The 23,394-nt window shown below is 66.2% G+C and carries 26 protein-coding genes, 1 tRNA gene and 1 riboswitch; of the genes, 12 read left to right on the top strand and 15 right to left on the bottom strand.

Features of this window, described 5'->3' with window-relative positions; translation table 11 throughout:
• Positions 1-35: 35 nt before the first annotated feature.
• From glyS to DJ029_RS05905, 3 genes are all read right to left on the bottom strand, one after another.
• Complete coding sequence (glyS, locus tag DJ029_RS05895) at positions 36-2,135, bottom strand: glycine--tRNA ligase subunit beta (protein WP_112321439.1); 2,100 nt, start codon at positions 2,133-2,135, stop codon at positions 36-38.
• Entirely contained in the window at positions 2,135-2,581 is a 447-nt protein-coding gene (locus DJ029_RS05900) for a DUF6446 family protein (RefSeq protein ID WP_112321440.1), read from the bottom strand. The genes glyS and DJ029_RS05900 overlap by 1 nt, the downstream gene beginning before the upstream one ends.
• Positions 2,582-2,675: 94 nt before the next feature.
• On the bottom strand, positions 2,676-3,602 hold the full coding sequence (locus DJ029_RS05905) for a glycine--tRNA ligase subunit alpha (RefSeq protein ID WP_112321441.1): 927 nt from the start codon (positions 3,600-3,602) through the stop codon (positions 2,676-2,678).
• Between the two features lie 118 nt (positions 3,603-3,720).
• On the opposite strand from DJ029_RS05905, the gene DJ029_RS05910 reads away from it, so the two are divergent.
• Positions 3,721-4,353 carry a sulfotransferase family 2 domain-containing protein gene (locus tag DJ029_RS05910; RefSeq protein ID WP_112321442.1) on the top strand — a complete coding sequence of 211 codons (633 nt, stop codon included), beginning with the start codon at positions 3,721-3,723 and terminating at the stop codon, positions 4,351-4,353.
• Positions 4,354-4,365: 12 nt separating this feature from the next.
• Here DJ029_RS05910 and DJ029_RS05915 read toward each other — a convergent pair whose 3' ends face one another.
• The 4 genes from DJ029_RS05915 to metZ form a co-directional block, all read right to left on the bottom strand.
• A complete protein-coding gene (locus DJ029_RS05915) occupies positions 4,366-5,814 on the bottom strand; it encodes a TrkH family potassium uptake protein (RefSeq protein ID WP_112321443.1) in 1,449 nt (482 codons plus the stop codon).
• Between the two features lie 65 nt (positions 5,815-5,879).
• Entirely contained in the window at positions 5,880-6,299 is a 420-nt protein-coding gene (locus DJ029_RS05920; protein ID WP_112321444.1) for an ester cyclase, read from the bottom strand.
• Positions 6,300-6,378: 79 nt separating this feature from the next.
• Positions 6,379-7,014, bottom strand: coding sequence for a GTP cyclohydrolase I FolE (folE, locus tag DJ029_RS05925; RefSeq protein WP_112321445.1), 636 nt, complete (start codon positions 7,012-7,014; stop codon positions 6,379-6,381).
• A 330-nt stretch (positions 7,015-7,344) separates the two neighbouring features.
• A complete protein-coding gene (gene metZ / locus DJ029_RS05930) occupies positions 7,345-8,532 on the bottom strand; it encodes an O-succinylhomoserine sulfhydrylase (RefSeq protein ID WP_112321446.1) in 1,188 nt (395 codons plus the stop codon).
• Positions 8,533-8,583: 51 nt separating this feature from the next.
• Positions 8,584-8,662, bottom strand: a riboswitch (SAM riboswitch).
• Between the two features lie 162 nt (positions 8,663-8,824).
• Here metZ and DJ029_RS05935 point away from each other — a divergent pair.
• Positions 8,825-9,535 carry a glutathione S-transferase N-terminal domain-containing protein gene (locus DJ029_RS05935; RefSeq protein WP_112321447.1) on the top strand — a complete coding sequence of 237 codons (711 nt, stop codon included), beginning with the start codon at positions 8,825-8,827 and terminating at the stop codon, positions 9,533-9,535.
• 51 nt (positions 9,536-9,586) lie between these two features.
• On the opposite strand, the gene mbfA is transcribed toward DJ029_RS05935, so the two are convergent.
• Positions 9,587-10,570 carry an iron exporter MbfA gene (gene mbfA, locus DJ029_RS05940; protein ID WP_112321448.1) on the bottom strand — a complete coding sequence of 328 codons (984 nt, stop codon included), beginning with the start codon at positions 10,568-10,570 and terminating at the stop codon, positions 9,587-9,589.
• Positions 10,571-10,637: 67 nt separating this feature from the next.
• The gene (locus tag DJ029_RS05945) at positions 10,638-11,375 is read right to left on the bottom strand and encodes a GNAT family N-acetyltransferase (protein ID WP_112321449.1); all 738 of its coding nucleotides are present in this window, start codon (positions 11,373-11,375) and stop codon (positions 10,638-10,640) included.
• Positions 11,376-11,492: 117 nt separating this feature from the next.
• Between DJ029_RS05945 and msrB the strand changes: the two genes are divergently transcribed.
• Positions 11,493-11,888 (top strand): peptide-methionine (R)-S-oxide reductase MsrB, encoded by a 396-nt coding sequence (gene msrB / locus DJ029_RS05950; RefSeq protein ID WP_112321986.1) that lies wholly within the window; start codon positions 11,493-11,495, stop codon positions 11,886-11,888.
• 43 nt (positions 11,889-11,931) lie between these two features.
• On the opposite strand, the gene DJ029_RS05955 is transcribed toward msrB, so the two are convergent.
• Entirely contained in the window at positions 11,932-12,390 is a 459-nt protein-coding gene (locus DJ029_RS05955) for an outer membrane protein assembly factor BamE (RefSeq protein WP_157966276.1), read from the bottom strand.
• 101 nt (positions 12,391-12,491) lie between these two features.
• Here DJ029_RS05955 and DJ029_RS05960 point away from each other — a divergent pair, with 101 nt between their 5' ends.
• The 8 genes from DJ029_RS05960 (at position 12,492) to DJ029_RS05995 (ending at position 18,167) form a co-directional block, all read left to right on the top strand.
• Positions 12,492-13,049 (top strand): YceD family protein, encoded by a 558-nt coding sequence (locus tag DJ029_RS05960; RefSeq protein ID WP_112321451.1) that lies wholly within the window; start codon positions 12,492-12,494, stop codon positions 13,047-13,049.
• Positions 13,050-13,208: 159 nt separating this feature from the next.
• Complete coding sequence (gene rpmF / locus DJ029_RS05965; protein ID WP_112321452.1) at positions 13,209-13,415, top strand: 50S ribosomal protein L32; 207 nt, start codon at positions 13,209-13,211, stop codon at positions 13,413-13,415.
• Between the two features lie 21 nt (positions 13,416-13,436).
• Positions 13,437-14,528 (top strand): phosphate acyltransferase PlsX, encoded by a 1,092-nt coding sequence (gene plsX / locus DJ029_RS05970; RefSeq protein ID WP_112321453.1) that lies wholly within the window; start codon positions 13,437-13,439, stop codon positions 14,526-14,528.
• Between the two features lies 1 nt (position 14,529).
• The gene (locus DJ029_RS05975; protein ID WP_112321454.1) at positions 14,530-15,507 is read left to right on the top strand and encodes a beta-ketoacyl-ACP synthase III; all 978 of its coding nucleotides are present in this window, start codon (positions 14,530-14,532) and stop codon (positions 15,505-15,507) included.
• Between the two features lie 116 nt (positions 15,508-15,623).
• Complete coding sequence (gene ihfA, locus DJ029_RS05980) at positions 15,624-15,926, top strand: integration host factor subunit alpha (protein WP_112321455.1); 303 nt, start codon at positions 15,624-15,626, stop codon at positions 15,924-15,926.
• A 10-nt stretch (positions 15,927-15,936) separates the two neighbouring features.
• Positions 15,937-16,878, top strand: a complete 942-nt coding sequence (locus DJ029_RS22065; RefSeq protein WP_112321456.1) for a MerR family transcriptional regulator — start codon at positions 15,937-15,939, stop codon at positions 16,876-16,878.
• 47 nt (positions 16,879-16,925) lie between these two features.
• Positions 16,926-17,002, top strand: a tRNA-Pro gene (locus DJ029_RS05990).
• Between the two features lie 76 nt (positions 17,003-17,078).
• Positions 17,079-18,167, top strand: a complete 1,089-nt coding sequence (locus tag DJ029_RS05995; protein WP_112321457.1) for a 2'-deoxycytidine 5'-triphosphate deaminase — start codon at positions 17,079-17,081, stop codon at positions 18,165-18,167.
• A 67-nt stretch (positions 18,168-18,234) separates the two neighbouring features.
• Here DJ029_RS05995 and DJ029_RS06000 read toward each other — a convergent pair whose 3' ends face one another.
• Positions 18,235-19,164 carry a PLP-dependent cysteine synthase family protein gene (locus tag DJ029_RS06000; RefSeq protein WP_112321458.1) on the bottom strand — a complete coding sequence of 310 codons (930 nt, stop codon included), beginning with the start codon at positions 19,162-19,164 and terminating at the stop codon, positions 18,235-18,237.
• A 285-nt stretch (positions 19,165-19,449) separates the two neighbouring features.
• Between DJ029_RS06000 and DJ029_RS06005 the strand changes: the two genes are divergently transcribed.
• Positions 19,450-19,878, top strand: a complete 429-nt coding sequence (locus DJ029_RS06005; protein WP_112321459.1) for a DUF4437 domain-containing protein — start codon at positions 19,450-19,452, stop codon at positions 19,876-19,878.
• 99 nt (positions 19,879-19,977) lie between these two features.
• Here the strand turns inward: DJ029_RS06005 and scpB are convergent, their stop codons facing one another.
• The 4 genes from scpB to DJ029_RS06025 are packed head-to-tail and all read right to left on the bottom strand — an operon-like array spanning position 19,978 to position 23,366.
• The gene (gene scpB / locus DJ029_RS06010) at positions 19,978-20,577 is read right to left on the bottom strand and encodes an SMC-Scp complex subunit ScpB (RefSeq protein ID WP_112321987.1); all 600 of its coding nucleotides are present in this window, start codon (positions 20,575-20,577) and stop codon (positions 19,978-19,980) included.
• 53 nt (positions 20,578-20,630) lie between these two features.
• Positions 20,631-21,425 carry a segregation and condensation protein A gene (locus DJ029_RS06015; protein WP_112321460.1) on the bottom strand — a complete coding sequence of 265 codons (795 nt, stop codon included), beginning with the start codon at positions 21,423-21,425 and terminating at the stop codon, positions 20,631-20,633.
• Positions 21,418-22,428, bottom strand: a complete 1,011-nt coding sequence (locus tag DJ029_RS06020; RefSeq protein ID WP_112321461.1) for a glycoside hydrolase family 3 N-terminal domain-containing protein — start codon at positions 22,426-22,428, stop codon at positions 21,418-21,420. Before DJ029_RS06020 ends, DJ029_RS06015 begins: the two co-directional genes overlap by 8 nt.
• Before the next feature lie 2 nt (positions 22,429-22,430).
• The gene (locus DJ029_RS06025; protein ID WP_112321462.1) at positions 22,431-23,366 is read right to left on the bottom strand and encodes an SPOR domain-containing protein; all 936 of its coding nucleotides are present in this window, start codon (positions 23,364-23,366) and stop codon (positions 22,431-22,433) included.
• Positions 23,367-23,394: the final 28 nt, after the last annotated feature.

A 23,394-nucleotide genomic window follows, 5' to 3' on the forward strand; every position in this document is an offset into this window, starting at 1 on the left:
CGTAAGGGTCTAAATCGGGCGTCGCCCGTGCCGGATCACCCTTCCAGCGCCCCGAAAACCGCCACCCGCGCCGATACGGTGCGGATGCGGTTCAAAAGGCACAGACGGTTGCGGCGCACGACGGGGTTGTCGTCGTTAACCTTTACCCCGTCGAAAAACCCGTCGATCGGCGCACGCAGCCCGGCCAGCGCGCCCATGGCGGCGACGAAATCTCCGGCCTTGAGCGCGGCGTCGATCTGCGGCTCGGCGGTATCGAGCGCGGCGAACAGCGCGGTTTCCGCCGCCTCGGTCGCGAATTTCGCATCCGGGTCGAGCGAGTATTCGATGCCGTCCTTCTTTTCCTCGGCCGCAAGGATGTTGGTGGCGCGCTTCACGCCGGTCAGCAGATTCGCCCCGTCGTCGGTGCCAAGGAACGCCTGCAACGCGCGGATGCGCTGCGTCAGCGACAGCAGGTCATCCTGCCCGCCAAGCTGGTAACAGGCGTCGATGGCGTCGTGGCGCACGCCGTCCCCGCGCAGGTAGACCTTCAGACGGTCGAGGAAGAAGGCCATCAGGTCCGCCTTCGTCGACTCCACATCCGCGCGCGCCGCGCCGTCCTCGTCCGCCAGCACGTGGCCATCGGCCTGCGTCAGGCATTTATAGAGCGACAGGGTTAGCTCGTTTTCCAGCACGATGCGGATCACGCCCAGCGCCGCGCGGCGCAAGGCGAACGGGTCGCCCGAGCCGGTCGGCTTTTCGCCGATCGACCAGAAGCCCATCAGCAGGTCGAACTTGTCCGCCAGCGCCGCCGCGACCGAGACGGGGGCCGTCGGCACATCGTCAGAGGGGCCGAGCGGCGCGTAGTGCGCTTGCACGGCCGCAGCGACAGCGTCGTCAGCCCCAGCGACCTTCGCATAGTAACGACCCATGATCCCCTGAAGCTCGGGGAATTCGTAGACCATTTCCGAGGCCAGGTCGGCCTTGGCGAAACGCGCCGCCTGGGCCGCGCTGTCGGGGTCCGCGCCGACCAGCGGGGCGATTTCGCGCGACAGCGCCTCGATCCGGGCGATCCGCGCACCGACGCTGCCCAGCTTGTTGTGGAACGTCACGGAATCGAGCGCCCCGATCCAGGGGGTGACGCCGTCCTTCGCGATCCGCAGATCGTTGTCCCAGAAGAAGCGCGCGTCCGAGAGGCGCGCGGTCAGGACCTTGGAGTTCCCTGCAAGGATCAGCGCGCCGTTGTCGGGCGTCTCGCGGTTGGCGACGGTGATGTATTTCTCGATCCGGCCCGACTTCGGGTTGCTCACGGAGAAGAACTTCTGATGCTCCCGCATGGAGGTTTGCAGCACCTCCGGCGGCAGGTCGAGGAAGGCGGCGTCGATATCGCCCATCAGGACGACCGGCCATTCCACCAGCCCAGCGACCTCCGCCAGAAGGCCCGTGTCTTCGACCACCTCAAGCCCTTGGGCGAAGGCCAGCGTCGTGGCGTCATGCCAGATCTTGTCGCGCCGCGCGTCCGGCTCCAGCATCACGTGGGCCGCGGCCAGGCGCTTGGCGTAATCCTCGAACCCGGTGACGGAGAACGGCTCGGGCGCCATGAAGCGATGGCCCCGCGTGGTGTTGCCCGGCTGAATGCCGTCGAGGTCGAAAGGCACCACCTCGGCCCCGGCTTCGTCCGACAGGATGCACAGGATCGATTGCAGCGGACGCACCCAGCGCAGGCTGCCCGCGCCCCAGCGCATGGACTTCGGCCAGGGGAAACTGCGGATCACCGTGGGGACCACCTCGGCGATGATCTCGGCGGCGGGGCGGCCCGGCTTGTCGATGACCGCGAAATAGACCTGGCCCTTCTTGTCGTCGCGGGTTTCCAGCGCCTCGCGCGTCAGCCCGGTAGAGCGCAGAAAGCCGTCGATCGCCTTTTCGGGCGCATCCACACGCGGGCCCTTGCGCTCCTCACGCAGGTTGGGGGAACTGGCGAGCAGCCCCTCGACGCTCAGCACCAGGCGGCGCGGCGTGGAAAAGACCCCGGCGGAGGCATAGGTCAGCCCCGCCTCGACCAGGCCGTCGGTGACGCGTTTCCTCAGGTCTTCGCCCGCGCGCAGCTGCATGCGGGCGGGAATTTCTTCGGAGAACAGTTCGAGCAACAGGTCAGGCATCAGTTTTCCCGGTAATGGCGCCACAGGTAGGCGCGGCCGTCCGGATAGACGGCGATCATGCGCAGAATTTCATAGCCTTCCGCGCCTTCAGGCGTTTCGTCCCCGGCCAGATACGCCTTGGCCCGGCCCTCGGCAAGGTCGGTGGCGATGGCCTCGACGTCGAAGCAGGGGAACCAGCCCGGCGCGGTCAGCGGTTCGGGGTTCGGGGCCTCGGGCACATCGGCGAAAGCGGCGGGGTCGACCGTGAAGCAGCCGCGCAGCTTGTTGGGCGAGGTGTCGGCATCCAGCCCGCGATAGCTGGACACGGGAACCTGGGCGCCCTGCACGTCGATGGAGGTCAGGCCCGACACCTCTTCGTAGTAGGCGCGGGTCTGGAAGTACCACAACGCCCCGCCGAACAGGGCCGCGAGGGCAAGGAAGAAAATGGCGAAGACCCGGCCTGACATGGGTGAAGTATCCTTGTGTTACCTGGGTTTTCGGCTGGATACCGGGCGCTGCCCGCAGGGTCCAGCTTAAAAACCGGCGCGCGGCGCTGCCCGCTCAGGCAGCGTAGCCACCCGCTTCCGTCTGCACGAAGGCGTCGGCGCAGGCCTTGGCAAGGGTGCGCACCCGCCCGATGTAGGCCTGCCGTTCGGTGACCGAGATCACGCCCCGCGCGTCCAGCAGGTTGAACAGGTGGCTCGCCTTGATGCACTGGTCATAGGCGGGATGCGCCATGACGATGCGCTTGCCGGTCCTTGGGTCCATGTCCGGCGCTTCGAGAATGCGCAGGCATTCGCTTTCCGCCTTCTCGAAATCCTCGAACAGCTTGTCGGTGTCGGCCACGTCGAAGTTCCAGCGGCTGTACTCCGCCTCGGTCTGGCGGAACACGTCGCCGTAGCTCAGCGGGATCGGCGCGTCGGGGGCGTTGAACGGCATGTCCATGACGTGATCGACGCCGAGGATATACATTGCCAGCCGCTCAAGCCCGTAGGTCAACTCGCCCGAGACGGGCTTGCAGTCGTGCCCGCCGACCTGCTGGAAATAGGTGAACTGGCTGACTTCCATCCCGTCGCACCAGACTTCCCAGCCCAGCCCCCAGGCGCCGAGCGTGGGGCTTTCCCAGTCATCCTCGACGAAGCGGATGTCGTGCATGTCCATGTCGATCCCGATCGCCTGAAGCGAGCCGAGGTAGAGGTCCTGAAGATCGGGCGGGCTCGGCTTTATCAGCACCTGGAACTGGTAGTAGTGCTGCAGGCGGTTGGGGTTTTCCCCGTAGCGCCCGTCCGTCGGGCGGCGCGAGGGCTGCACGTAGGCCGCCGCCCAGGCCTTGGAGCCGAGCGAGCGCAGCGTCGTGCCGGGGTGGAAGGTGCCCGCGCCCACCTCCATGTCGTAGGGCTGCAGGATCACGCAGCCCTTCGCGGCCCAGTAGCTCTGCAGCCTCAGGATGATTTCCTGAAAACTTCTCGGGGGGGTGTCGCTTGCCATGATCCATCCTCAAGTCGCAGCGCCGGGCGCGCCTCGGCCCGTCATAAGCGCGTGACCGGTGAGGGTCAATTGGCGCCCCCGGCTTGGCAAAGCGCGGCGCTTGCGTCAGGAAGGGCGGATGATCGTGAACCACCGGCATCGCTTCGTCTTCGTGCATATCCCGAAAACCGCTGGCACCAGCCTGCGCGCCGCGCTCGACACGCTGGAGGGGGCCGACCCCGCCGCCGTGGCGAAGACCTGGCACGAGACGCCGCTTCAGTTCCTGGACGCCTATGCCGAACGCACGGGCCGCCCAGTGGCCGAGCTGGAGGGCTATCGCTTCGTCGCTTTCGTGCGGAACCCCTGGGATCGCTTCGGGTCGCTGCATCGCTTCCTGCTGAGCCCCCGGATGCGCAAGCGTTACCCCGAGGTGCCCGAAAGCCTTGTAGATTTCGCGCGGATGGCCGTCGCGCCGCCGGCGTGGATGTCCTCGATCCGCTCGCTGCGCCCGCAGTGCGACTACCTTGAGGGGATCACCCCCTGGACCGGCCGGTTCGAAACGCTGGACGCGGATTTCGCCCGGCTGTGCGAGCTGCTCGGCGTCAGCCTGTCCCTGCCCGCCCTGAAGCAGACGCGCAAGGCCGCGCCCGCGCGGCGCTTCGGGATTCTGCCGCGCAGGGACCCCATGCACTCTGCCCCGGTCAGGGACGCGGTGGCGCAGCTCTACGCGGAAGATATCGCGCGCTTCGGCTATGCCCCGCCGGGGCGCTGAGGCGACCCCGGTTCAGCGCCGCCAGAAGGCGACCGTGAAGATCACGTAGACCGACATCAGCTCAAGCCGGCCCACCAGCATGGCAATGGCGAGCACCCATTTCGCCTCGTCCGGGAGGCCCGCGAAATTGCCCGCGGGTCCGATCTCGGGGCCGAGGCCCGGGCCGACGTTGGCCACCGCGGTGGCCGCGCCGCTGATCGCGGTGACCGGGTCCAGCCCGATCAGGGCCAGCATGATCGCCACCACGGCCAGCGTGACGAAGAACAGCACGAAGAAAGCCATGACCGAGTTGATGACGTCATCGCCCACGGGCCGCCCCTCGTAGCGCAGGGAAAACACGCCGCGCGGGCTGCGGATCCGGCGCACCTGCAACAGGATCGCGGAAAACAGCAACTGGTAGCGGAACACCTTGACCGAACAGCTCGTCGAGCCCGCGCAGCCCCCGATCAGGCCGATCAGGAAGAAGATCGTCATCGGGAAACCGCCCCAGAGCTGGTAATCGACCGAGGAATACCCGGTGCCCGACATGATCGAGACGGTATTGAACAGCGCCTCGCGGAAGGCTGGCTCGCTTGGCGCGGACAGCACGATCAGCTGCCAGGCGGTCAGCGCCAGGACGGACACGAAGACGATGCCAAAGTACACCCGGATCTGGCTGTCGCGCCACAGCGGCCGGGCGGTGCCGCTCAGCAGTTGCACATAGCGCACGAACGGCAGGCTCGCGAGCAGCATGAACAGCGCGCCGGCATATTCCGCCGCGCCCCGGTACGCGCCGAAGGAGGCGTCGGTCGTGGAAAGCCCGCCCGTCGCCACGGTGGTCATCGCATGGACCAGCGCATCGAAGGAGCCCATCCCCGTCCAGCTGTAGCCGAGCATGAAGGCCACCGTCAGCGCCAGGTAGATGACAGAGATCTGCTTCGCGATCTCCGCCGCCTGGGGCAGGATCTTGCCCATCGTGTCGAAGGCCTCGGTGCGGAAGATCTGCATCCCCCCCACTCTGAGGGTCGGCAGGAAAACCATCGCCACGACGATGATCCCGATACCGCCGAACCACTGCATCAGGCCGCGCCACAAGAGCGTGCCCTTGGGCATGTCATCGAGCCCCACGAAGACCGTCGAGCCGGTGGTGGTCAGCCCGGACATCGCCTCGAAGAAGGCGTCGGTGTAACTGACATAGGGCGCACCGATCCAGAACGGCAGCGCGCCGAAGACCGGCAGCGCGACCCAGACACAGGTTGTCAGCAGGAAGGTCTGTTGAAGCGTCAGCCCGCGATGTTCGGAATTCGCGCAGGCCAGCACCAGCGCGCCGCCCGTCATGATGGTGATCAGGCCGGAGATAGCGAAGGTTTCCCCCTCGCCCCGCCCTTCGAGCACGTCCGCAAGCATGGGCAACGCCATGCTGACGCCGAGCGCAACCACAAGCAGTCCAATTACATAGCCCACCGGGCGCGCGTCAATCATGGCCGAGAGCGTTGGCCGCCGCCGCGCGTCAAGTCAAGAGCATCCGCGCCGGAATACACCCCGGTTCAATCCACGAGCCCCAGTTGGCGGGCGATGCTGGCGCTGTCGTAATAGTCGCGCCCCTCGACCACCTTGCCGTCCGCGACGCGCATGACGCTGCAATAGCGCGCCTCCATCCGGCGCCCGCTTGGGGGAAACGCGCCGAGGCTTGAGTGCAGCGGCCCGGTCTGGGTGCCGCGATTGACGAACTCGACCACGGCCCAGTCGTCCTGCACGATGACGCGGGTTATCCTGACCTCTCCGTCGGGGAAGGCGGTGCGCCAGCGGTGGTAATCCTGCTTGTACGCCTCGGGGCCTTGCAGCAACTCGCCCCGGGCGACATCCTCGAAATGGCAATCGGGCGCGATCACCGCCGCCCCGAGGTCCGGGTCACGCATGTCCCAGGATTCGTGGAACTGGCGGACGATGGTTTCAGTGGGATGCATGGGCGTCCTTTCCCTTCGGCCCGTTCCGGCGGCCCCCCGCAAGGGGCCCCGGGTCCGCGGGGCAAGGTTGCCCACGGGGTTATCCGACGCGGTTGGTCGGATTGCCGATGATCGACAGGAACTCGCGCCGGGTCTCAGCCTCGCGGAACGCGCCGAGCATGGTGGAGGTGACCATCGACACGCCCGGCTTGTGTACGCCGCGGGTCGACATGCAGTGATGCTCGCCCTCCAGCACCACGGCGACGCCCTGGGGCTTGAGAACCTCCATCAGGGTGTTGGCGATCTGCGCGTTCATCTTTTCCTGCACCTGCAACCGCTTGGCAAAGGCATCCACCACGCGCGCCAGTTTGGAGATGCCCACGACGCGATCCGTCGGAATGTAGCCGACATGCGCCTTGCCGATGATCGGCGCCATGTGATGCTCGCAATAGCTTTCGAAGCGGATGTCGCGCAGGACGACCATTTCGTCGTAGCCCTCCACCTCCTCGAAGGTGCGCTGGAGCATCGCCTCGGGGTCCTCTTCATAACCGCGGAACCAGTCGGAATACGCACGCACCACGCGCCCCGGTGTATCGAGAAGGCCCTCACGCTCGGGATCGTCGCCGGCCCAGCGCAACAGCGTGCGCACCGCGTCCTCCGCCTGCTGGCGTGTGGGCTTGTGCCCCGTGAGGCCGCTTTCGCGCTCGGTCTTGATCTTCGGATCATGGATATTCATGAGACAGGCTTTCGATTGGTGAGTGGTATTGTCATAAACGCTATCACTGTACGGATCTTACATGGTCCCGGTTCACAAAAATCAAACCTTTCTCACCTCAGCGTGACAGGCAGCGGCCGCCAGCGCAAGGCGTGTGACAGCGCGGCGCTTCAGCCGGCAGAATCGCGGACACTCGGGTTATCTATTTGAAAACAGGTAGTTGCGCCCGGTGGCGCGCAACCCTGACGCCCGGCAACGGCCAAGCCCCCGCCGCGCAGCGATCACGCGCGGTGGAAACCGCCCCCTGTTCAGGCCATTTTAACAAAAGCGTTGGGCGAGGCCCCCGCGCCGTCAGGCGCGATCCAGGGCCCCGAGCAGGTCCACGACCAGGTCATCGACATCCTCAAGCCCCACGGACAGGCGGATCATCCCCGGCGTGATGCCCAGATGGGCGCGCGCATCGTCCGACAGGCGCTGGTGGGTGGTCGTGGTGGGATGCGTCGCGATCGACTTGGCATCGCCGAGGTTGTTGGAGATCAGCACGACCTGCAACGCGTTCAGGACGCGGAACGCCGCCGCCTGTCCGTCCGCCACCTCGAAGGCGATCACGGTCCCGCCCTTTTCCATCTGCCGCGAGGCGAGCTGGAACTGCGGATGGCTCGGCAGGCCCGGATACAACACGCGGGAGACGTTGCCGTGCCCTTCAAGCGCGGCGGCGATGCGCAGCGCGCTTTCCGCCTGGGCGCGGCAGCGCAGGTCCATCGTCTCCAGGCCCTTCAGCATGACCCAGGCGTTGAACGGGCTCATCGCGCCGCCGGTGTGCTTCAGGTAGGGCTCCAGCGTGCCGCGAATGAAGGCCTCCGTGCCTAGCACGACACCGCCGAGGCAGCGCCCCTGCCCGTCGATGTGCTTCGTCGCAGAATAGATCACCTGGTCCGCGCCAAGCTCGAAGCTGCGCTGGAAAACCGGCGTCGCAAAGACGTTGTCCACGCAGACCTGCGCGCCCTTGGCATGGGCCAGTTGGGCGACGGCGGCAAGGTCGACCAGCTCCAACGTCGGGTTCGACAGGGTTTCGAGGAAGACGAGCTTGGTGTCGTCGCGAATGGCCGCTTCCCACTGGGCCAGGTCCGCGCCGTCGACGAAGCTGACCTCCACGCCGAAGCGCGGCAGCAGGGTTTCCACGATGTAAAGGCAGGAGCCGAACAGCGCCTTTGCCGAAACGATGTGATCCCCGGCCTTCAGCTGGCTGAACAGCGCGCCGTTCACCGCCGCCATGCCGCTGGCGGTGGCAAAGGCCGCCTCGGCCCCCTCCAGACCGGCGATCCGGTCCTCGAACATCGCGACGGTGGGATTGCCGTAGCGCGCGTAGATGAATTCGTCCGGCCCGCTTTCCAGGAAGCGCGACTCGGCGGTTTCCGCATCGGGATAGACGAATCCCTGCGTCAGGTAGATCGCCTCGGACAGTTCGCCGTACTGGCTGCGCCGCGTGCCGCCGTGAACCAGCTTGGTCCGTGGTTTCCAGTCTTCTTTCGTGGTCATTTTCCCAACCTTTCAAAACAAACCCCGACCGGGGAGCCGATCGGGGCACGTCTGAAACGGTCCGCGACCTCTTTAGCGGGATGTTTTACGTGGCCCGCAATCCGGTAAACAAATCGCCACGGAAATGTCGTTAGGCCAATCCGGCTGGCCCGTCAACGCTGCAACGACACGGCCGTTCCGGGGCAGTCTGACCAAGCTGCCTCGCCGCGATTCCGTCGCGCCCGCCTTGTCAGCCCGGATGCGCGACCCACCTGACGGTAAAGAACGCACAAAAAGCCGGAGGACCCGCCCAATGCCCAGGCCCATCGACCTTTACTATTGGCCCACGCCGAACGGCTGGAAGGTTTCCGTCGCCCTCGAGGAAATGGGGCTCGACTATGAGACCCACCTCGTCAACATCAACCGCGGCGAGCAGTTCGAGCCCGATTTCCTGAAGATCGCGCCGAACAACCGCATGCCCGCCATCGTCGATCCAGACGGACCGGACGGCGCGCCGATCTCGGTCTTCGAATCCGGCGCGATCCTGCTGTACCTCGCGCGCAAGACCGGTAGGTTCGCCGGAACGACAGAGCGCGAGCGTGTCGAGGTCGAGCAATGGCTCATGTGGCAGATGGGCGGCCTTGGCCCAATGGCCGGACAGGCGAATCACTTCCTGAAATACGCCCCCAACATGGACCCGCCCCACGTGCTGCCCTATGCGCAGGCCCGCTATCGCAACGAGGTGGCGCGCCTCTACGGCGTGCTCGACGAACGGCTTGCGGATCGCGACTACGTGGCCGGGGAGTATTCCATCGCCGATATGGCAATCTGGGGCTGGGCGCAGGGCTGGGAGGGCCACCAGCAGGATATCACCCGGTTTCCCTACATGAAGGCATGGCTGGACCGGATGTGGGCGCGCCCCGCCGTTCAGGCGGGACGCGCGCTGCGCAAGGACGCCCGCTCGGACGCGACGAAAGACCCCGAGGCGCAAAAGCACATGTTCGGCTTTCGCCGCCCCGCCTGAAGTGCCGGGCGGCTTTGCCGCTGATGACGCCAACCGCCCCCGGCGGTGGCGTCACGCAAGTCCGATCAGGATACCCGCCGCAAGCACCAGCGAGCCGCCGACGACGACCTGCAAAGCGGCGCGGAACCACGGCGTCTCCATGTAGCGGTGCTGGATCCAGGTGATCGCCCAGAGTTCGAGGAACACGACGACGATCGCGATGACCGTCGCGGTCCAGAAGTCGGGAATCAGGTAGGGCAGCGCATGGCCCAGCCCGCCGAGCGTGGTCATGACACCGGTCGCAATCCCGCGCTTGACCGGCGATCCACGCCCCGAGATCACCCCGTCATCGCTGGCGGCTTCCGTAAAGCCCATCGATATCCCCGCCCCGATCGAGGCGGACAACCCCACGAGGAACGTCTGCCACGTGTCCCCGGTGGCGAAGGCCGCCGCGAAGATCGGCGCCAGCGTCGAGACCGAGCCGTCCATCAGCCCCGCAAGGCCAGGCTGGACATAGGTCAGGATGAACTGCTTGCGCTCGGTCTCGGCCTCTTCGTCCTGGACCTCTTCGGGGGCGTGTTTTTGCTCCAGCGCCCCGGCGACGGAGACGTGGCGCGCCTCTGCCGCCGCCAGATCGCCCAGCAGTTTGCGGGTATCCGCGTCCGAGGCGCGCTTGGCCGCTTCGCGGTAGAACCGCGCCGCCTGCATTTCCATCTGCTCGGCCATGTCGCGCGTCTTCTCGACGCCGAGCGGGCGGACCAGCCAGTCGGGCTTGCGTTCGTAGTAGCCGCGCACATGCTCGCGCCGGATCAGGGGGATGCTGTCGCCGAAGCGGCGCTTGTGCAGATCGATCAGCATCTGGCGATGCGAGTCTTCCTCGGCCGCCATATCCTCGAACATACGGGCCGAGGCCGGGAACTCGTCCCGTAACCCGTCGGCATAGGCGCGGTAGATGCGGGCGTCATCCTCCTCCGAGGAAATGGCGAGGGCGAGGATTTCCTGCTCCGACAGGCTATCGAACGAGCGGCGGCCTGACAGGAAAAATCGATGCAGCATGGTGGCTCCCTCCGGTGGCGACGCCGAACAGTATTTGACCCGTTCCGCGACTTGCAACCCCGCCGGGTCAGGTGGCGCGCAACAGACGCTTGCGGGCTGAAGGGATCGCGCTGATCTCCAGCCCGGTGAAGACATGCAGCGTGTTGAGGTCATTGTCGACCACCGCGTGATCCGACACCCACCCCCCCATCACCAGGTAGGTGCGCAACAGCGGCGGCATCCCCTTCATCGCCAGCTTCAGGTTCGGCTTCTTCAGCCGGATCCGCTTGCCGAACAGAATCACCCGCGGCGCCTTCACCCGCGGCAGCCAGCGGCTGGGGGCGAGGTGACGCTCATGCAGCAGCGCGAAGGCGTCCATGTAAGTCTCCGCCTGGGTGCCTTTGAAGCTGGAGCAGCCGAACAGCAGCTCGACCCCCTCGCGATCCACGTATTGCGTCATCGCCCCCCAGGCGACGCGCAGCACATCGGGATCGCGGATATCGGGATCGATGCAGAAACGGCCCATTTCCACCATCCGCCCGCGATACGCCTTCAGCCGGTCGAGCCCGTAGAACTGGGCGGCATAGGATCCGCCGATCGACTCGCCGTTCTCGAAAGGCATCAGGCGGAAGCAGCACACCAGCGCATCGGTTGTCAGATCGTGGACGAGGATATGCAGGCATGTTTCATCGAACTGGTCGGAATCGAGTCCCTCGACACCGTCCATCCCGCGAAAACACCGATGTCGCAGCCGCTGCGCGGCCATGACGTCGTCTCGCGTTTCGGCAAAGCGGGCCACATAGCGGCCCCGTTGAAATCCAGCCATTGCAAGCCTCATTGCCCGGGTTACATAAACCCATGTCAGCTTATTGTGATCCCCTTATGACGGATCGACAACGTCTTGCGCAAAAACAAAATCGAAACCCGTAAAGAAGAGGCGAAAATGGCCGAGAAAGTCGTGAAAACCGAAGCGGAGTGGCGCGAGCAGCTCTCAGACCTGGCCTTCAAGGTGACCCGCAAGCACGGGACGGAACGCGCTTTCACCCATGACGACTTCCCGAAAGAGCCGGGCACCTTCAATTGCGTGTGCTGCGGCGCGCCCCTGTTCGCGCAGGAACACAAGTTCGACAGCGGCACCGGCTGGCCCAGTTTCTTCCAGCCGCTGGCCGGCGACGCCGTGGGCGAGAAGGAGGACCGCTCGTGGTTCATGAAACGCACGGAGGTGATCTGCAATCGCTGCGATGCGCATCTTGGCCACGTCTTTCCAGACGGCCCCGCCCCGACGGGCCTGCGCTATTGCATCAACGGTGTTGCGCTGGACTTCACGCCCGGGGACTGACCCCGGGCCTTGCCATGGACGATGCCTGGCCGCCCGCGATGCCTTAGCCGTCGACGAAGCTGCCCGCGTCGAAGTTCAGCAAGCCCGCGAAGATCCGTTGCAGGACGTTCTGGCGCTGGCCCCCGGTCGGCGTGACGCGCGGGCTCAGGTTGATGATGCGCCCATCCTCCAGCCCGTAGGTCTGCACGTCTTCCAGCACGCCGCTGTCATTGAAGGCCAGGGCCACGACCTTGCGGTCCGTGACCTCGGGCGGATTGTAGGTCAGCTGCGAGATCGTGGTCTGCACGTAATACCAGTCCGACTCACCCAGAAGGCTCGTGCTCGAAGGGCGTCCGACTCGCTCCTCGATGGTGAACGTGGTGTCCACGCCCGGCGTGATCCCGTCGAGTTCCTCCTGCGAGGGAACGTAGCCATGCACGGTCACGGCGGGCGCACAGGCCGCAAGACCCAGCAAAACGGCCGCACATGTGCTTTGCAAGATACGCTTGAACGCTTCTGTCACCCTGCGCGCCTCCTTGCACGGCATTCTCTCTGGTTCTTGTCCCGTACCTTGGGCTATCGCTAATTTCAAGCAAACTGCCTGAAAGACAAGAAACCTTTCCCATGTCGCCATCCGCATCCCCCCTGCCCGAGTTCTCCCGCCTGCTGCGCGTGGCGCGGCGGAATCGCAACGCGCCCCTGACGTTCGAGGAGGAGGCGACGCCCGAGGAAATGGAAAAGCTGGTCACCCTGATGGACCTGCTGTCCCTGCGCAAGCTGCGCTTCTCGGGATCGCTGACACCGGTGGACGGCGGCGGGTGGCACCTCAAGGGCGACCTGGGCGCGACGGTCAGCCAACCCTGCGTGGTGACGCTTGCCCCGGTCCAGAGCCGCATCGACCGCCGCGTGACGCGCCTGTACCTGCCCGGCGGCGAAATCGCCGCCACCGCGACAGAGCTCGAGATTGACCCCGACGAAGACGACACCATCGAGCCGCTGACCGACAGCATCAACCTCGGCCTGCTGGCGATGGAGGAACTGGCCCTCGCCCTGCCCCTCTATCCCCGCGCCAAGGGCGTGCCGGATCCGGAGGCGACCCGCACGGAAACAGCGGATTCGCGTGAGAATCCCTTCGCTGCGCTGGCGGGCCTGAAGAAAAAAATGGAGGAAGACGGCGATTGAGCCGCTTTCCCCCTTGCGGTAGGTATAAATCCGAGTATTTTCCGCGCTTCTCAATTTGCGTGTCGAATTTTCGTCGGGCAAGGACAGTGACAACGGTCCGCCCCCCTGTTAGACCGGCGCGAAACGTGGGCATGGGCCCAGCAATCAAAGGGTAAGCAGATGGCTGTTCCTAAGAGTAAGATCACGCGCTCCCGGCGCGGTATGCGTCGTTCCCACGATTCCCTGGTCGGCGCGAATCCGAACGAATGTTCGAACTGCGGCGAACTGAAGCGCCCGCATCACGTGTGCAGTGCCTGTGGGCACTACGATGACCGCGAGGTCGTTGCCGCCGTGGAAGAAATCGACCTGGACGAAGACGCAGCGTAAGGCCGCTTCTCAGCAGATCGCATGAGCTCCCCATCATCCTCCACAAACCGATCGACGGTCATTTCCATCGATGCCTTGGGGGGTGAAGGTGGTCTGGCGGCTGTTGTGGGCGGCATGGACAAGTCCGCCCAGAAGAACGCCGCCATTCGCTTCATCGTGCACGGGCCGAAGGACGAGCTGGACCAGCTGCTCGCCCGGCGGCCAGTTTTGCGTGAGCGCACCGAAATCCGCCACGTGGACCGCACGGTCTCCATGACCGACAAGCCCAGCCAGGCCATGCGCCACGGCAAGGGCACGTCGATGTGGAACGCGCTGGAAACGGTGGAAAAGGGCGAGGCGACGGTTGCCGTGTCCTGCGGCAACACCGGCGCGCTGATGGCGATTTCCATGCTGCGCCTGCGCCGCGCGCCGGGCGTGAACCGCCCCGCCATCGCGGTGCTGTGGCCGTCGCGCAATCCCTCCGGCTACAACGTGGTGCTCGACATGGGCGCGGACATCCGCGCCGATGCGACCGACCTTTTGAACTACGCGATCATGGGCGCATCCTATGCGCGCAACGGCCTGAACCTGAAGCGCCCCCGCGTCGGCCTGCTGAATGTCGGCACCGAGGAGCACAAGGGCCGGCCCGAGCTGAAGGAAGCCGCGCAGCTGATCGAAGCAGCCGCGCCGAACAGCGATTTCGAGTATATCGGCTTCGTCGAAGGCTCGGACATCGTGTCCGACAAGGTCGACCTGATCGTGACCGACGGCTTTTCCGGCAACATCGCGCTGAAGACCGCCGAGGGCACCGCCAAGCTGATCCGCGAGCTTCTGAAAAACGCCTTCAACCACTCCCCCCTGTCGCGCATCGGCGCACTTTTCGCCCTGACATCGCTGCGGCGACTGACCAAGCGGATCGACCCGCGCCGGGTCAACGGCGGCGTGTTCCTCGGGCTGAACGGAACCGTGGTAAAATCCCACGGCAGCGCGGACGCCACGGGGGTCTCTGCGGCGATCAAACTGGCCTTCAAACTGGCGGAAGGCGGATTCGCCGAAAAACTGGCGGCCCGTGTTGCATCCGGCGCGCCGCGGGTCCAAACTGCCGCGGAAAACAAAGAAACCGAGGCAGAGTAGAATGGCAACTCCGCGCGCCGTGGTCGTTGGCTGTGGGCATTATCTGCCCGAACGCGTTGTCGAAAATGAAGAATTGACGGGGTGGGTGGACACCTCCGACGAGTGGATTCGTACCCGCTCGGGGATCGAGCGCCGCCATTTCGCCGCCGAGGGGGAAAAGACCTCGGACCTCGCCATCCAGGCGGCGCGCATGGCCCTGGCCGACGCCGGGCTGACCGGTGCGGACATCGACGCCGTGGTGCTCGCGACCGCGACGCCGGACCAGACCTTCCCCTCCACCGCGACGCGGGTGCAAGCGGCCCTGGGAATGGGCGAGGGCTTCGCCTTCGATATCCAGGCGGTCTGCGCCGGGTTCGTGTTCGCGCTGGCCAACGCGACGGCGCTGATCGGCTCCGGCCAGGCCAAGCGCGTGCTGGTGATCGGGGCTGAGACGTTCTCGCGCATCCTCGACTGGAACGACCGGACCACCTGCGTGCTGTTCGGCGACGGCGCCGGCGCGGTGATCCTGGAGGCGCAGGTCGGCACCGGCACCAACGCCGATCGCGGCGTGCTGTCCACGATCCTGCGCTCGGACGGGCGCTTCAACGACCTGCTCTACGTCGATGGCGGCGTATCCACGACCCAGACCGCCGGCGTGCTGAAGATGCAGGGCCGGGAGGTGTTCAAACACGCGGTCCAGAAGCTGGCCATCGCCGGCGAGGAAGCGCTCGAGGCTGCCGATCTGAAGGTCGAGGACGTCGCCTGGGTCGTGCCGCACCAGGCCAACCTGCGCATCATCAAGGCAACCGCGGATCGCATTGGAATTCCGTTGGAAAAGATCGTCGTGACCGTCCAGGATCACGGCAATACCTCCGCCGCCTCGATCCCGCTGGCGCTGTCCGTGGCCAATAGCGAGGGGCGGTTCAAGCCCGGCGATCTGCTGTTGATGGAAGCCATCGGCGGCGGCCTGACCTGGGGCGCGGCGACCCTGCGCTGGTAGCTCCGGGCGGGTGATTCCGGAGCCGCCTGAAAAACGCCTGCCAACCCCTTGTTATTGACTCGCTTTCACGAATCCCAATACGGTCTTTCCAGCAAAGTGGTAGGGTGAGGTACATCATGAGTGACTCGACGTTGACCAGGATGGACCTGGCCGAAGCGGTATTTGAGACTGTTGGCCTTTCCCGAAACGAAAGTGCCGAGCTTGTCGAATCGGTGCTTCAGCACATGTCCGACTCGCTTGCCTCCGGCGAAAGCGTCAAGATCTCGTCCTTTGGAACGTTCAACGTGCGCACCAAGTCCGCGCGTATGGGCCGCAACCCCAAGACCGGGGAAGAGGTGCCGATCTCTCCGCGACGTGTGCTGACGTTCCGCCCGTCGCACCTGATGAAGGAACGGGTCGACGCCGGCAACAAGCGCTGAGCGGACGGGCGTGGTAAGGAAATCACCAGACGCATTTCGTACGATCAGTGAGGTCGCCGAAATCCTGGACATACCCGCGCATGTGCTGCGGTTCTGGGAGAGTCGATTCACCCAGATCAAGCCCGTCAAACGCGGCGGCGGCCGGCGGTACTATCGACCGCAGGACATCGACCTGCTGCGCGGAATCCGTGACCTGCTCTACGAAGACGGCCTGACCATCAAGGGCGTGCAGAAAGTCCTGCGCGTGGAGGGCGTGAAACACGTCGCCGCGCTCGGCCAGCTGGCGCCGGAGGAAGACCCGGTGCAGACCGGCATCCTGCCGGAAGGGGCGACCGCATCGCCCCGACCGCCCGAAGAGACTCCCGACACCCCGCCCGAGGAAGCGCCGGTCCAGCCGCCCGAGGAAACCCCTGCCCCGGACGACCCGACGCCGCACGCGCCCCAGGAAGCCCCGGTAGAATCGCCCGAGGAGGCCCCCGCGCCCGAGGATACCCCCGGCGACACGCCGCAGGAGCCCCCGGCGCAGCCGCCGCAGGAAGCCCCAGAGCGCCCGGCGGAGGAAACCCCGCCTGCTCCCCCTGAGGAAGCGCCACAGCCCCTGCCCGAGGACGCCCCGGACCACATGCCGCAGGACGCGCCCGCCCCGGACGCGCCGCCGGAATGGGTGCCGCCCCAGCCCGATACAGCCCCGCCGGAACCGCGGCCCATGGCCCGGACCGAGGTCATGCATGACGCGATTGCCGAAGATTCGCGGGCCTTTCCGGATATCACCCTGCCCCGCCCGGGCCAGCGCGCGCCGCGGGAAACGCAGTTCGATCTGTTCGCGAACGCCAGTTCCCAGCAGCGCCGGCCGTTCCCGCCGGACCCGGCCCGCGCCGCCCGCGCGGACGCGCTGCGCAAGGTCATCACGAAGCTTGAGGCCCTGCGCGAAAAAATGGCGCGCGAGATATGACAATCCGCCTTGCCCCTCCGGCCAATCCGGGTATAACGCGGTTTCGTCGGGCTATAGCGCAGTCTGGTAGCGCGTTCGTCTGGGGGACGAAAGGTCGTGAGTTCGAATCTCGCTAGCCCGACCACTCAATTCGAAAGGCGCCGGGGTTTTCCCGGCGCCTTTTCTCTATCTGCTTCTCTACCTGCCGCGGGGGACCTGACATGAAAGCTGATCCGACAGGGGTCCTGCCCTCGCAGACGATCGCAGCCATGATCGATGCCGGGCAAATCACCATGCCCGAATCGCCGACCGCCGATCAGATCCAGCCCGCAAGCCTGGACCTGCGCCTCGGGCACACCGCCTACCGCGTGCGCGCCTCTTTCCTGCCCGGCGAGAAGACGGCGCTGAGCGACCGCCTCGACCTGTTCGCCATGCACAAGATCGACCTGACCCCCGGCGCGGTGCTGGAAAAGGGCTGTGTCTACCTCGTTCCCCTGATGGAGGGGCTGGCCCTGCCCGACGATGTCACGGCGGTGGCGAACGCCAAGTCCTCCACCGGGCGGCTGGACCTGTTCACCCGGCTCATCACCGATGGCGGGACGGAGTTCGACCGAATCGACGCAGGCTACACCGGCCCCCTTTATGCAGAGATCAGCCCGCGCTCCTTCTCGGTCCTCGCGCGGCCGGGGATGCGGCTGAACCAGATCCGCTTCCGCCGCGGCCGGGCCGAAATCGGCGACGAGGACCTGCGCGCGTTGCATGACGCGGTGAGCCTCGTCAACGGCCCCGCGCATATCGACGGCGGCCTCGGCTTCTCGGTCGATCTGAAGCGCCAGAACAGCACGCTGGTCGGCTACCGCGCCAAGCCCCATACAGGGCTGATCGACCTGGATCGGATCGGGCATTACGATGTCGCCGATTTCTGGGAAGAGGTGCATTCAAGCAAGGGCCGGATCATTCTGGACCCGGGCGCGTTCTATATTCTCGTAAGCCGCGAGGCGGTGCACGTCCCCCCCGATTGCGCCGCCGAGATGGCGCCCTACCTCGCCATGGTGGGCGAGTTCCGGGTGCATTACGCGGGCTTCTTCGACCCAGGCTTCGGCCATGCCGCCGCCGGTGGCCACGGCTCACGCGGGGTGCTCGAGGTGCGTTGCCACGAAGCCCCCTTCGCGCTGGAGCATGGCCAGATCGTCGGGCGGCTGGTCTACGAACACATGGCAGCACGCCCTGAGCGGCTTTACGGCGCGGACCTGAAGTCCAACTACCAGGGCCAGGGGCTGAAGCTGTCCAAGCATTTCCGCGCGGCCTGAGTGGCCCCAAGGGGCGGCGCGTCGAACGCGGATCACTACCGGCATACCCTCTTCGGGTCTTTCGGTCTCACGCGTAGATAGGCCCGCCAAGGTATTTGACGCCATTGTCGCAACTTAGGGTTACGACTCTCTTCCCCGCGCCGAGTTCGACAGCCAGATCGATCGCAGCGCAGACATTCAGACCGGTCGAACCACCGCCGAATATACCCTCCTCCCGGGCGAGGCGGCGGCACATCGCGAAGGCCTTGTCCTGGTCGACGGCGCGCACCCCGCTGAGCTCCGATCGGTCGAGAAACGGCGGATCGGGAAAGACGGAAATACCCTCGACCTTGTGGCCACCCGATTGACCGGTCGTCAGCAATGGCGATTGCGTCGGCTCAAGGGCAAAGACCTGCGGCTCCATCCCCTGTTTCTTCAGCCCGTCGAGCATGCCCATCAGCGCTGCGCCCGTGCCGACCCCGGCACAGACGGCGTCAATGCCATCGGCAAGGGACCGGGCGATTTCCTGTCCCATTGGAACATAGCCTTCGCGGACATCGGCGGACCCGAACTGATCCGCGTAATAATGAGACGGCTGCTCGGCAAGGGCGAGGGCACGCAGCTTCATGCGCTCGGCAAGGTCATGGGTGATCTTTCCATCCACGCATTTCTCGACCAGAACTGTTGCGCCGAACGCTTCCATCGCCTGCTGTTTCGAATACGAAAAGGCATCCGAGAACACCGCGGTGAAGTTAAGGCCAAGAACGCCGGAGACGAAGGCCAGCGCCGTTCCGGTGCTGCCACCGGTGAATTCGACCACCGTGTCCCCCTTGGAAAGGTCCCCCCGCTGCATCGCCTGCGTCAGAAGCGAAATGGCCATCCGGTCTTTGTAGGAACCCGTCGGGTTCGTACCCTCGAGCTTTACCCAGACCTCTGCCGCGCCTTGCGGAACCAATCTTCCGAGCCGAACCATCGGCGTATTTCCGATGGCGGCCAGGCCTCCCCCAAAAGTGTCCATTGTTGTCCCCCTGACACAGGATCATCCGAAACGGGGCGCAGGGGAAGCAATATTCTCGCCACCTGCGATGCGGCGGGCCGGGATGCGCCCTCGGACAAGCCCCCGCGGCCATGGGCCGACGATCACCCCGCCGCGGCTGCGGGACACGCCGGGTGGGGGGGGGGGGCAGATCCGCAAATAGGAGGAACGGCTCACCTGTAGTATACTGGTCCGCGCTGGATGGATGAACCGGCAACACCCGGCTTCCAGGCAGCATTGTAACGCGTAAATGGGGAGGGATTGGCTATGCCTGCAAGACATCTGCTTGCCACGGCACTTGTCGCCACGTTGCCCGGCTGGGCCTTGGCGCAATCGACCGAGATCACGAACTACGATGACCTGGAATGGATGCCGATGGCCGAAGGCTCGGCGGCCGAGATATCGCCGCTCTGGGGCGACATGGCGACCGGACCGGCGGCCTTCCTGATCCGCATCCCGCCCGGCTTTGACTCGGGGCTTCATGCGCATCACGCGGACTACCGCGCGGTGGTGATCCAGGGCAGTCACAGCCATTGGGACGAGGGCCAGGACCCCACGAGTGTAGAGGCTCTGGGCCCGGGCGACAGCTGGTTCCAACCGAAGGAGGCTTTCCACGGCGATTCCAACCTCGGCACGGAAACCGTGATCGGACTGGTCTATTTCGAAGGGCCGGTGGATTCCTACGGCAAGGAATAGACGCCGCTCGGCACACCGGTTGGCGAAGGATGATGCTGTAAAGGGAAGCAAGGCCCGCGACGGGTTTCGGGCCAGCGCGCCGCGCTGGATGCGGCGGCGTCAGTCGAACATGTCGTCCTGATCACCGTCGGGTTCCTCTTCCCCCTCCCCTTGGACGGCCTTGGGCATGCCGGGGGGCGGGCGGCTGTCGAGCAGGCCTGCGGCGCGCAACTCCTTGATACCGGGCAGGTCCTTGGCGTTTTCCAGCCCGAAGTGATCGAGGAAGGCGGGCGTCACGGTGAAGGTCACCGGGCGGCCCGGCGTCATGCGGCGACGGCCGAGGCGGATCCAGTCCAGTTCCATCAGCAAATCGATCGTCCCGCGGGAGACGCTGACGCCGCGAATCTCCTCGATCTCGGCGCGGGTGACGGGCTGGTGATAGGCGACGATGGCCAAAGTCTCGATCGCGGCGCGGCTGAGCTTGCGCGTCTCCTCCGTCTCGCGGCTCATCAGGAAGCCGAGGTCGGGCGCGGTGCGCATCGCCCAGGCATCCCCGATCTTCACCACGCGCACGCCGCGCCCCTCGTAGCGCCGGGTCAGGTGGACCAGCGCCTCCTCGGGTTCGGAGCCATGGGGCATGCGCGCCGCGATCTCGGTCAGGGTCTGGGGCTTGGCGGCGGCGAACAGGATGGCTTCGACCATCCGCTCCTGCTCAGCCATGGGCGGCGCGGCAAAGAGCGACTCTACCCCGCCTTCGGAAGTATCCGGCGCGCTCACGGGCGCTCATCCCTGCGCGCGCGCATCTCGATCGGGGCGAAGGTTTCCTGCTGGCGCAACTCCAGCTTGCCCAGTTTCGCGAGTTCCAGCGAGGCGGCGAATGTCGCCGCCAGCGCCGAGCGGCGTTTCTTGGGGTTCACCTGCCAGCCTTCGGGCAGGAACCGCTCAAGGGTGGACCACTCCGTCGCGGCGCCGATAAGGCCGCGCATCCGCTCAAGCGCCTGCTCCATCGTGTAGACGGGGCCGCGCTTCAGGTGGAAGGGCTCGAAATCGTCGCGGGTCTTCACTCGCGCATAGGCCTGCATCAGGTCCAGCAGCGTGGCGTCGTAGCGCACCTTCTTCAGGTGGGAAACGCCCTGCACTTCCCCGCGCGGAAAGAAATCGCGCCTCAACTGGTCCCGGCCCATCAGCTGCGCCGCCACCCGGCGCATCGCCTCAAGCCGTTCCAGCTGGAACGCCAGGTGCGCGGCCAGTTCCTCGCCCGAGGGGCCCTCATCCTCGGGGTCGGGGGGCAGCAGCAGGCGCGACTTCAGGAAGGCCAGCCAGGCCGCCATGACAAGGTAGTCGGCGGCCAGTTCGATCCTCAGGCGCTTCGCTTCCTCGACGAACCGCAGGTATTGCTCGGCCAGCGCCAGGACGGAGACCTTGCGCAGGTCCACTTTCTGGGTGCGGCTCAGCGTCAGCAGAAGATCCAGCGGCCCTTCGAAACCGTCGACATCCACCACCAGCGCTTCCGCAGCGAGGCGCTCGGCGGTGTCGATGGCGGAGCTTCCGGCGAAATCGTCAGGCATGGCCCAGCTCCTTCTTGATCCGCGACAGCGCGCCCGGGATGTCCAGCGGCGCGGGGCTCAGCCCGTCGCGCACGCTGAGCGCGCGGGCGGCGCGTTCCTGCGCGGCCCCAGCCAGGCGCGGAGTGGCATCGGCCACCGCCGCCATTTCTTTCGGGTCGCCGTTGCAATGCAGGACCAGGTCGCAGCCCGCGGCGATGGCCTGCTCGCAGCGTGCGCCGAAGGTCCCGCTGAGCGCGCCCATGGAAAGGTCGTCGGTCATGAGCAAGCCGCCGAAGCCGATATTCCCACGCACCTCGGCGATCACCTTCGGGGACAGGGTGGCGGGCCGCTCGGGGTCGAGCGCGTCATAGACGATATGCGCGGTCATCCCCAGCGGCAGGTCAGCGAGGGCGCGGAACGGGGCGAAATCCTCGGCCCGCAGGGTTTCCAGCGGGGTGGAGACGCGCGGCAGGTCCTTGTGACTGTCGAGCGCCGTGCGCCCGTGTCCCGGAATGTGTTTCAGGACGGGCAGCACCCCGCCCGCGAGCAGCCCCTCGGCCACAGCCCGGCCGATACGGGCGACCGTGGCCGGATCTTCGCCATAACAGCGGTGCCGGATCAGCGGGTGGGTGTCGGGCAGCGCCAGGTCGGCCATGGGCGCGCAGTTCACATCGATACCGAGGGCGCGCAGCTCATCGGCGATCACATGATAGCGCAGCCGCATGGCCAGTGCCGCATCCGCGCCGTCCGGCAAGCCGGTCATGAAGTCGAGCGCGTTTTCCCATCCGGTCCAGACCGGGGGCGGCAGCCGCGCCACGCGCCCGCCTTCCTGGTCGATCAGCACCGGCGCATTGCGCCCCACCGCATCCCGCAGATCGGCGACGAGCGCCCGGATCTGGTCCGGCGTGGACAGGTTGCGCGCGAACAGGATGAAGCCCCAGGGATCGGCGTCCCGAAAGAACGCCGCCTCGGAGGCGCCCAGCGTCTGGCCAAGGCATCCAAGAATCGCGGCGCGGGGGGCCATGTTCAGCGCACCGTGACGGGGATGCAGTCCACGTCGCGGGCGCGCAGCGCCTCGCACATGGCGCGTTGCGCATTGCGGTCGTCAAAGCCGACCACCCGCAAACGGTAGAAGACCCGCCCGTTCTGTTCCGCCCGCTGCACGAAGCGGTCCTTGCTGCCCAGCAGGTCGCCATGCGCTTCCTGCAGCAGGTCCCACTGCCCTTCGGCAAGCTCTGCGCTATCGAACGCGCCAAGCTGGATGAGCCGCGTGCCCGCCGTCAGTTCGACCTGCGCACCGCGCGTGTTCGCCGCCACGGCAGCCGGGCCGTCCGCCGCCGCACTCGGGGCGGCGGGTGCGGGCCTGAAGCCGCGCGGCCGCGGTTGCGGGCGCAGATCCGCGTTGACGCCGCTGTCCACGAAGTCGATGTCAGCGCCTTCCTCGAGCAGCACGTCGGTCTGATCCTCTGCGTTGACCTCTTCGATCAGCGCGGCGATGTCCGTGGCGGTGCCATCGACCCCGGCCTCGCCGTCCTCGGCCCCGGTGGTTTCCGGCGCGGCCTCAAGGAACGCGGTATCGGTTTCGGCAGCCTCGTCCGCCCCGCTGTCCGGGTCGGCTGGCGTATCCTCTTCGCGCAGCGGCAGCGTCGCGGGCGCGACGGAGATTCGCTCGGGCTGGCCGGCGCTGTCACCCGCGAGGATCTCGTTCACTTCGAGGCCCTGGTTGCCGACGACGGTGCCGCCCGGATCAGCGGGCTGCACGCGGACCGGGCCATCCATCGCACGGATGACCGGGATGTCCGAGGCATCGCGCTGGCCCAGGCGGTACGCCCAGACGATGAAGGATACCAGCACCAGAAGGGAGATCGCGGCACCGCCCCACTTGGCGTAAACCGCCAAAAGGCGCCTTACCCCGGATTGGGGGGCGCCGTCCGCATACTCTTCGTAAAGCATGTCCTGCATTTGTGCTCGCCTCTGACAGGGGACACCT

The organism is Oceanibium sediminis (assembly GCF_003265325.1).
Classification (GTDB): Bacteria; Pseudomonadota; Alphaproteobacteria; order Rhodobacterales; family Rhodobacteraceae; genus Halovulum; species Halovulum sediminis.

Bases quoted from the DNA above. Each gene is read 5' to 3' on its own strand.
- glyS (WP_112321439.1), bottom strand. From the start codon at position 2,135: ATGCCTGACCTGTTGCTCGAACTGTTCTCCGAAGAAATTCCCGCCCGC.
- DJ029_RS05900 (WP_112321440.1), bottom strand. From the start codon at position 2,581: ATGTCAGGCCGGGTCTTCGCCATTTTCTTCCTTGCCCTCGCGGCCCTG.
- DJ029_RS05905 (WP_112321441.1), bottom strand. From the start codon at position 3,602: ATGGCAAGCGACACCCCCCCGAGAAGTTTTCAGGAAATCATCCTGAGG.
- DJ029_RS05910 (WP_112321442.1), top strand. From the start codon at position 3,721: ATGATCGTGAACCACCGGCATCGCTTCGTCTTCGTGCATATCCCGAAA.
- DJ029_RS05915 (WP_112321443.1), bottom strand. From the start codon at position 5,814: ATGATTGACGCGCGCCCGGTGGGCTATGTAATTGGACTGCTTGTGGTT.
- DJ029_RS05920 (WP_112321444.1), bottom strand. From the start codon at position 6,299: ATGCATCCCACTGAAACCATCGTCCGCCAGTTCCACGAATCCTGGGAC.
- folE (WP_112321445.1), bottom strand. From the start codon at position 7,014: ATGAATATCCATGATCCGAAGATCAAGACCGAGCGCGAAAGCGGCCTC.
- metZ (WP_112321446.1), bottom strand. From the start codon at position 8,532: ATGACCACGAAAGAAGACTGGAAACCACGGACCAAGCTGGTTCACGGC.
- DJ029_RS05935 (WP_112321447.1), top strand. From the start codon at position 8,825: ATGCCCAGGCCCATCGACCTTTACTATTGGCCCACGCCGAACGGCTGG.
- mbfA (WP_112321448.1), bottom strand. From the start codon at position 10,570: ATGCTGCATCGATTTTTCCTGTCAGGCCGCCGCTCGTTCGATAGCCTG.
- DJ029_RS05945 (WP_112321449.1), bottom strand. From the start codon at position 11,375: ATGGCTGGATTTCAACGGGGCCGCTATGTGGCCCGCTTTGCCGAAACG.
- msrB (WP_112321986.1), top strand. From the start codon at position 11,493: ATGGCCGAGAAAGTCGTGAAAACCGAAGCGGAGTGGCGCGAGCAGCTC.
- DJ029_RS05960 (WP_112321451.1), top strand. From the start codon at position 12,492: ATGTCGCCATCCGCATCCCCCCTGCCCGAGTTCTCCCGCCTGCTGCGC.
- rpmF (WP_112321452.1), top strand. From the start codon at position 13,209: ATGGCTGTTCCTAAGAGTAAGATCACGCGCTCCCGGCGCGGTATGCGT.
- plsX (WP_112321453.1), top strand. From the start codon at position 13,437: ATGAGCTCCCCATCATCCTCCACAAACCGATCGACGGTCATTTCCATC.
- DJ029_RS05975 (WP_112321454.1), top strand. From the start codon at position 14,530: ATGGCAACTCCGCGCGCCGTGGTCGTTGGCTGTGGGCATTATCTGCCC.
- ihfA (WP_112321455.1), top strand. From the start codon at position 15,624: ATGAGTGACTCGACGTTGACCAGGATGGACCTGGCCGAAGCGGTATTT.
- DJ029_RS05995 (WP_112321457.1), top strand. From the start codon at position 17,079: ATGAAAGCTGATCCGACAGGGGTCCTGCCCTCGCAGACGATCGCAGCC.
- DJ029_RS06000 (WP_112321458.1), bottom strand. From the start codon at position 19,164: ATGGACACTTTTGGGGGAGGCCTGGCCGCCATCGGAAATACGCCGATG.
- DJ029_RS06005 (WP_112321459.1), top strand. From the start codon at position 19,450: ATGCCTGCAAGACATCTGCTTGCCACGGCACTTGTCGCCACGTTGCCC.
- scpB (WP_112321987.1), bottom strand. From the start codon at position 20,577: ATGGCTGAGCAGGAGCGGATGGTCGAAGCCATCCTGTTCGCCGCCGCC.
- DJ029_RS06015 (WP_112321460.1), bottom strand. From the start codon at position 21,425: ATGCCTGACGATTTCGCCGGAAGCTCCGCCATCGACACCGCCGAGCGC.
- DJ029_RS06020 (WP_112321461.1), bottom strand. From the start codon at position 22,428: ATGGCCCCCCGCGCCGCGATTCTTGGATGCCTTGGCCAGACGCTGGGC.
- DJ029_RS06025 (WP_112321462.1), bottom strand. From the start codon at position 23,366: ATGCAGGACATGCTTTACGAAGAGTATGCGGACGGCGCCCCCCAATCC.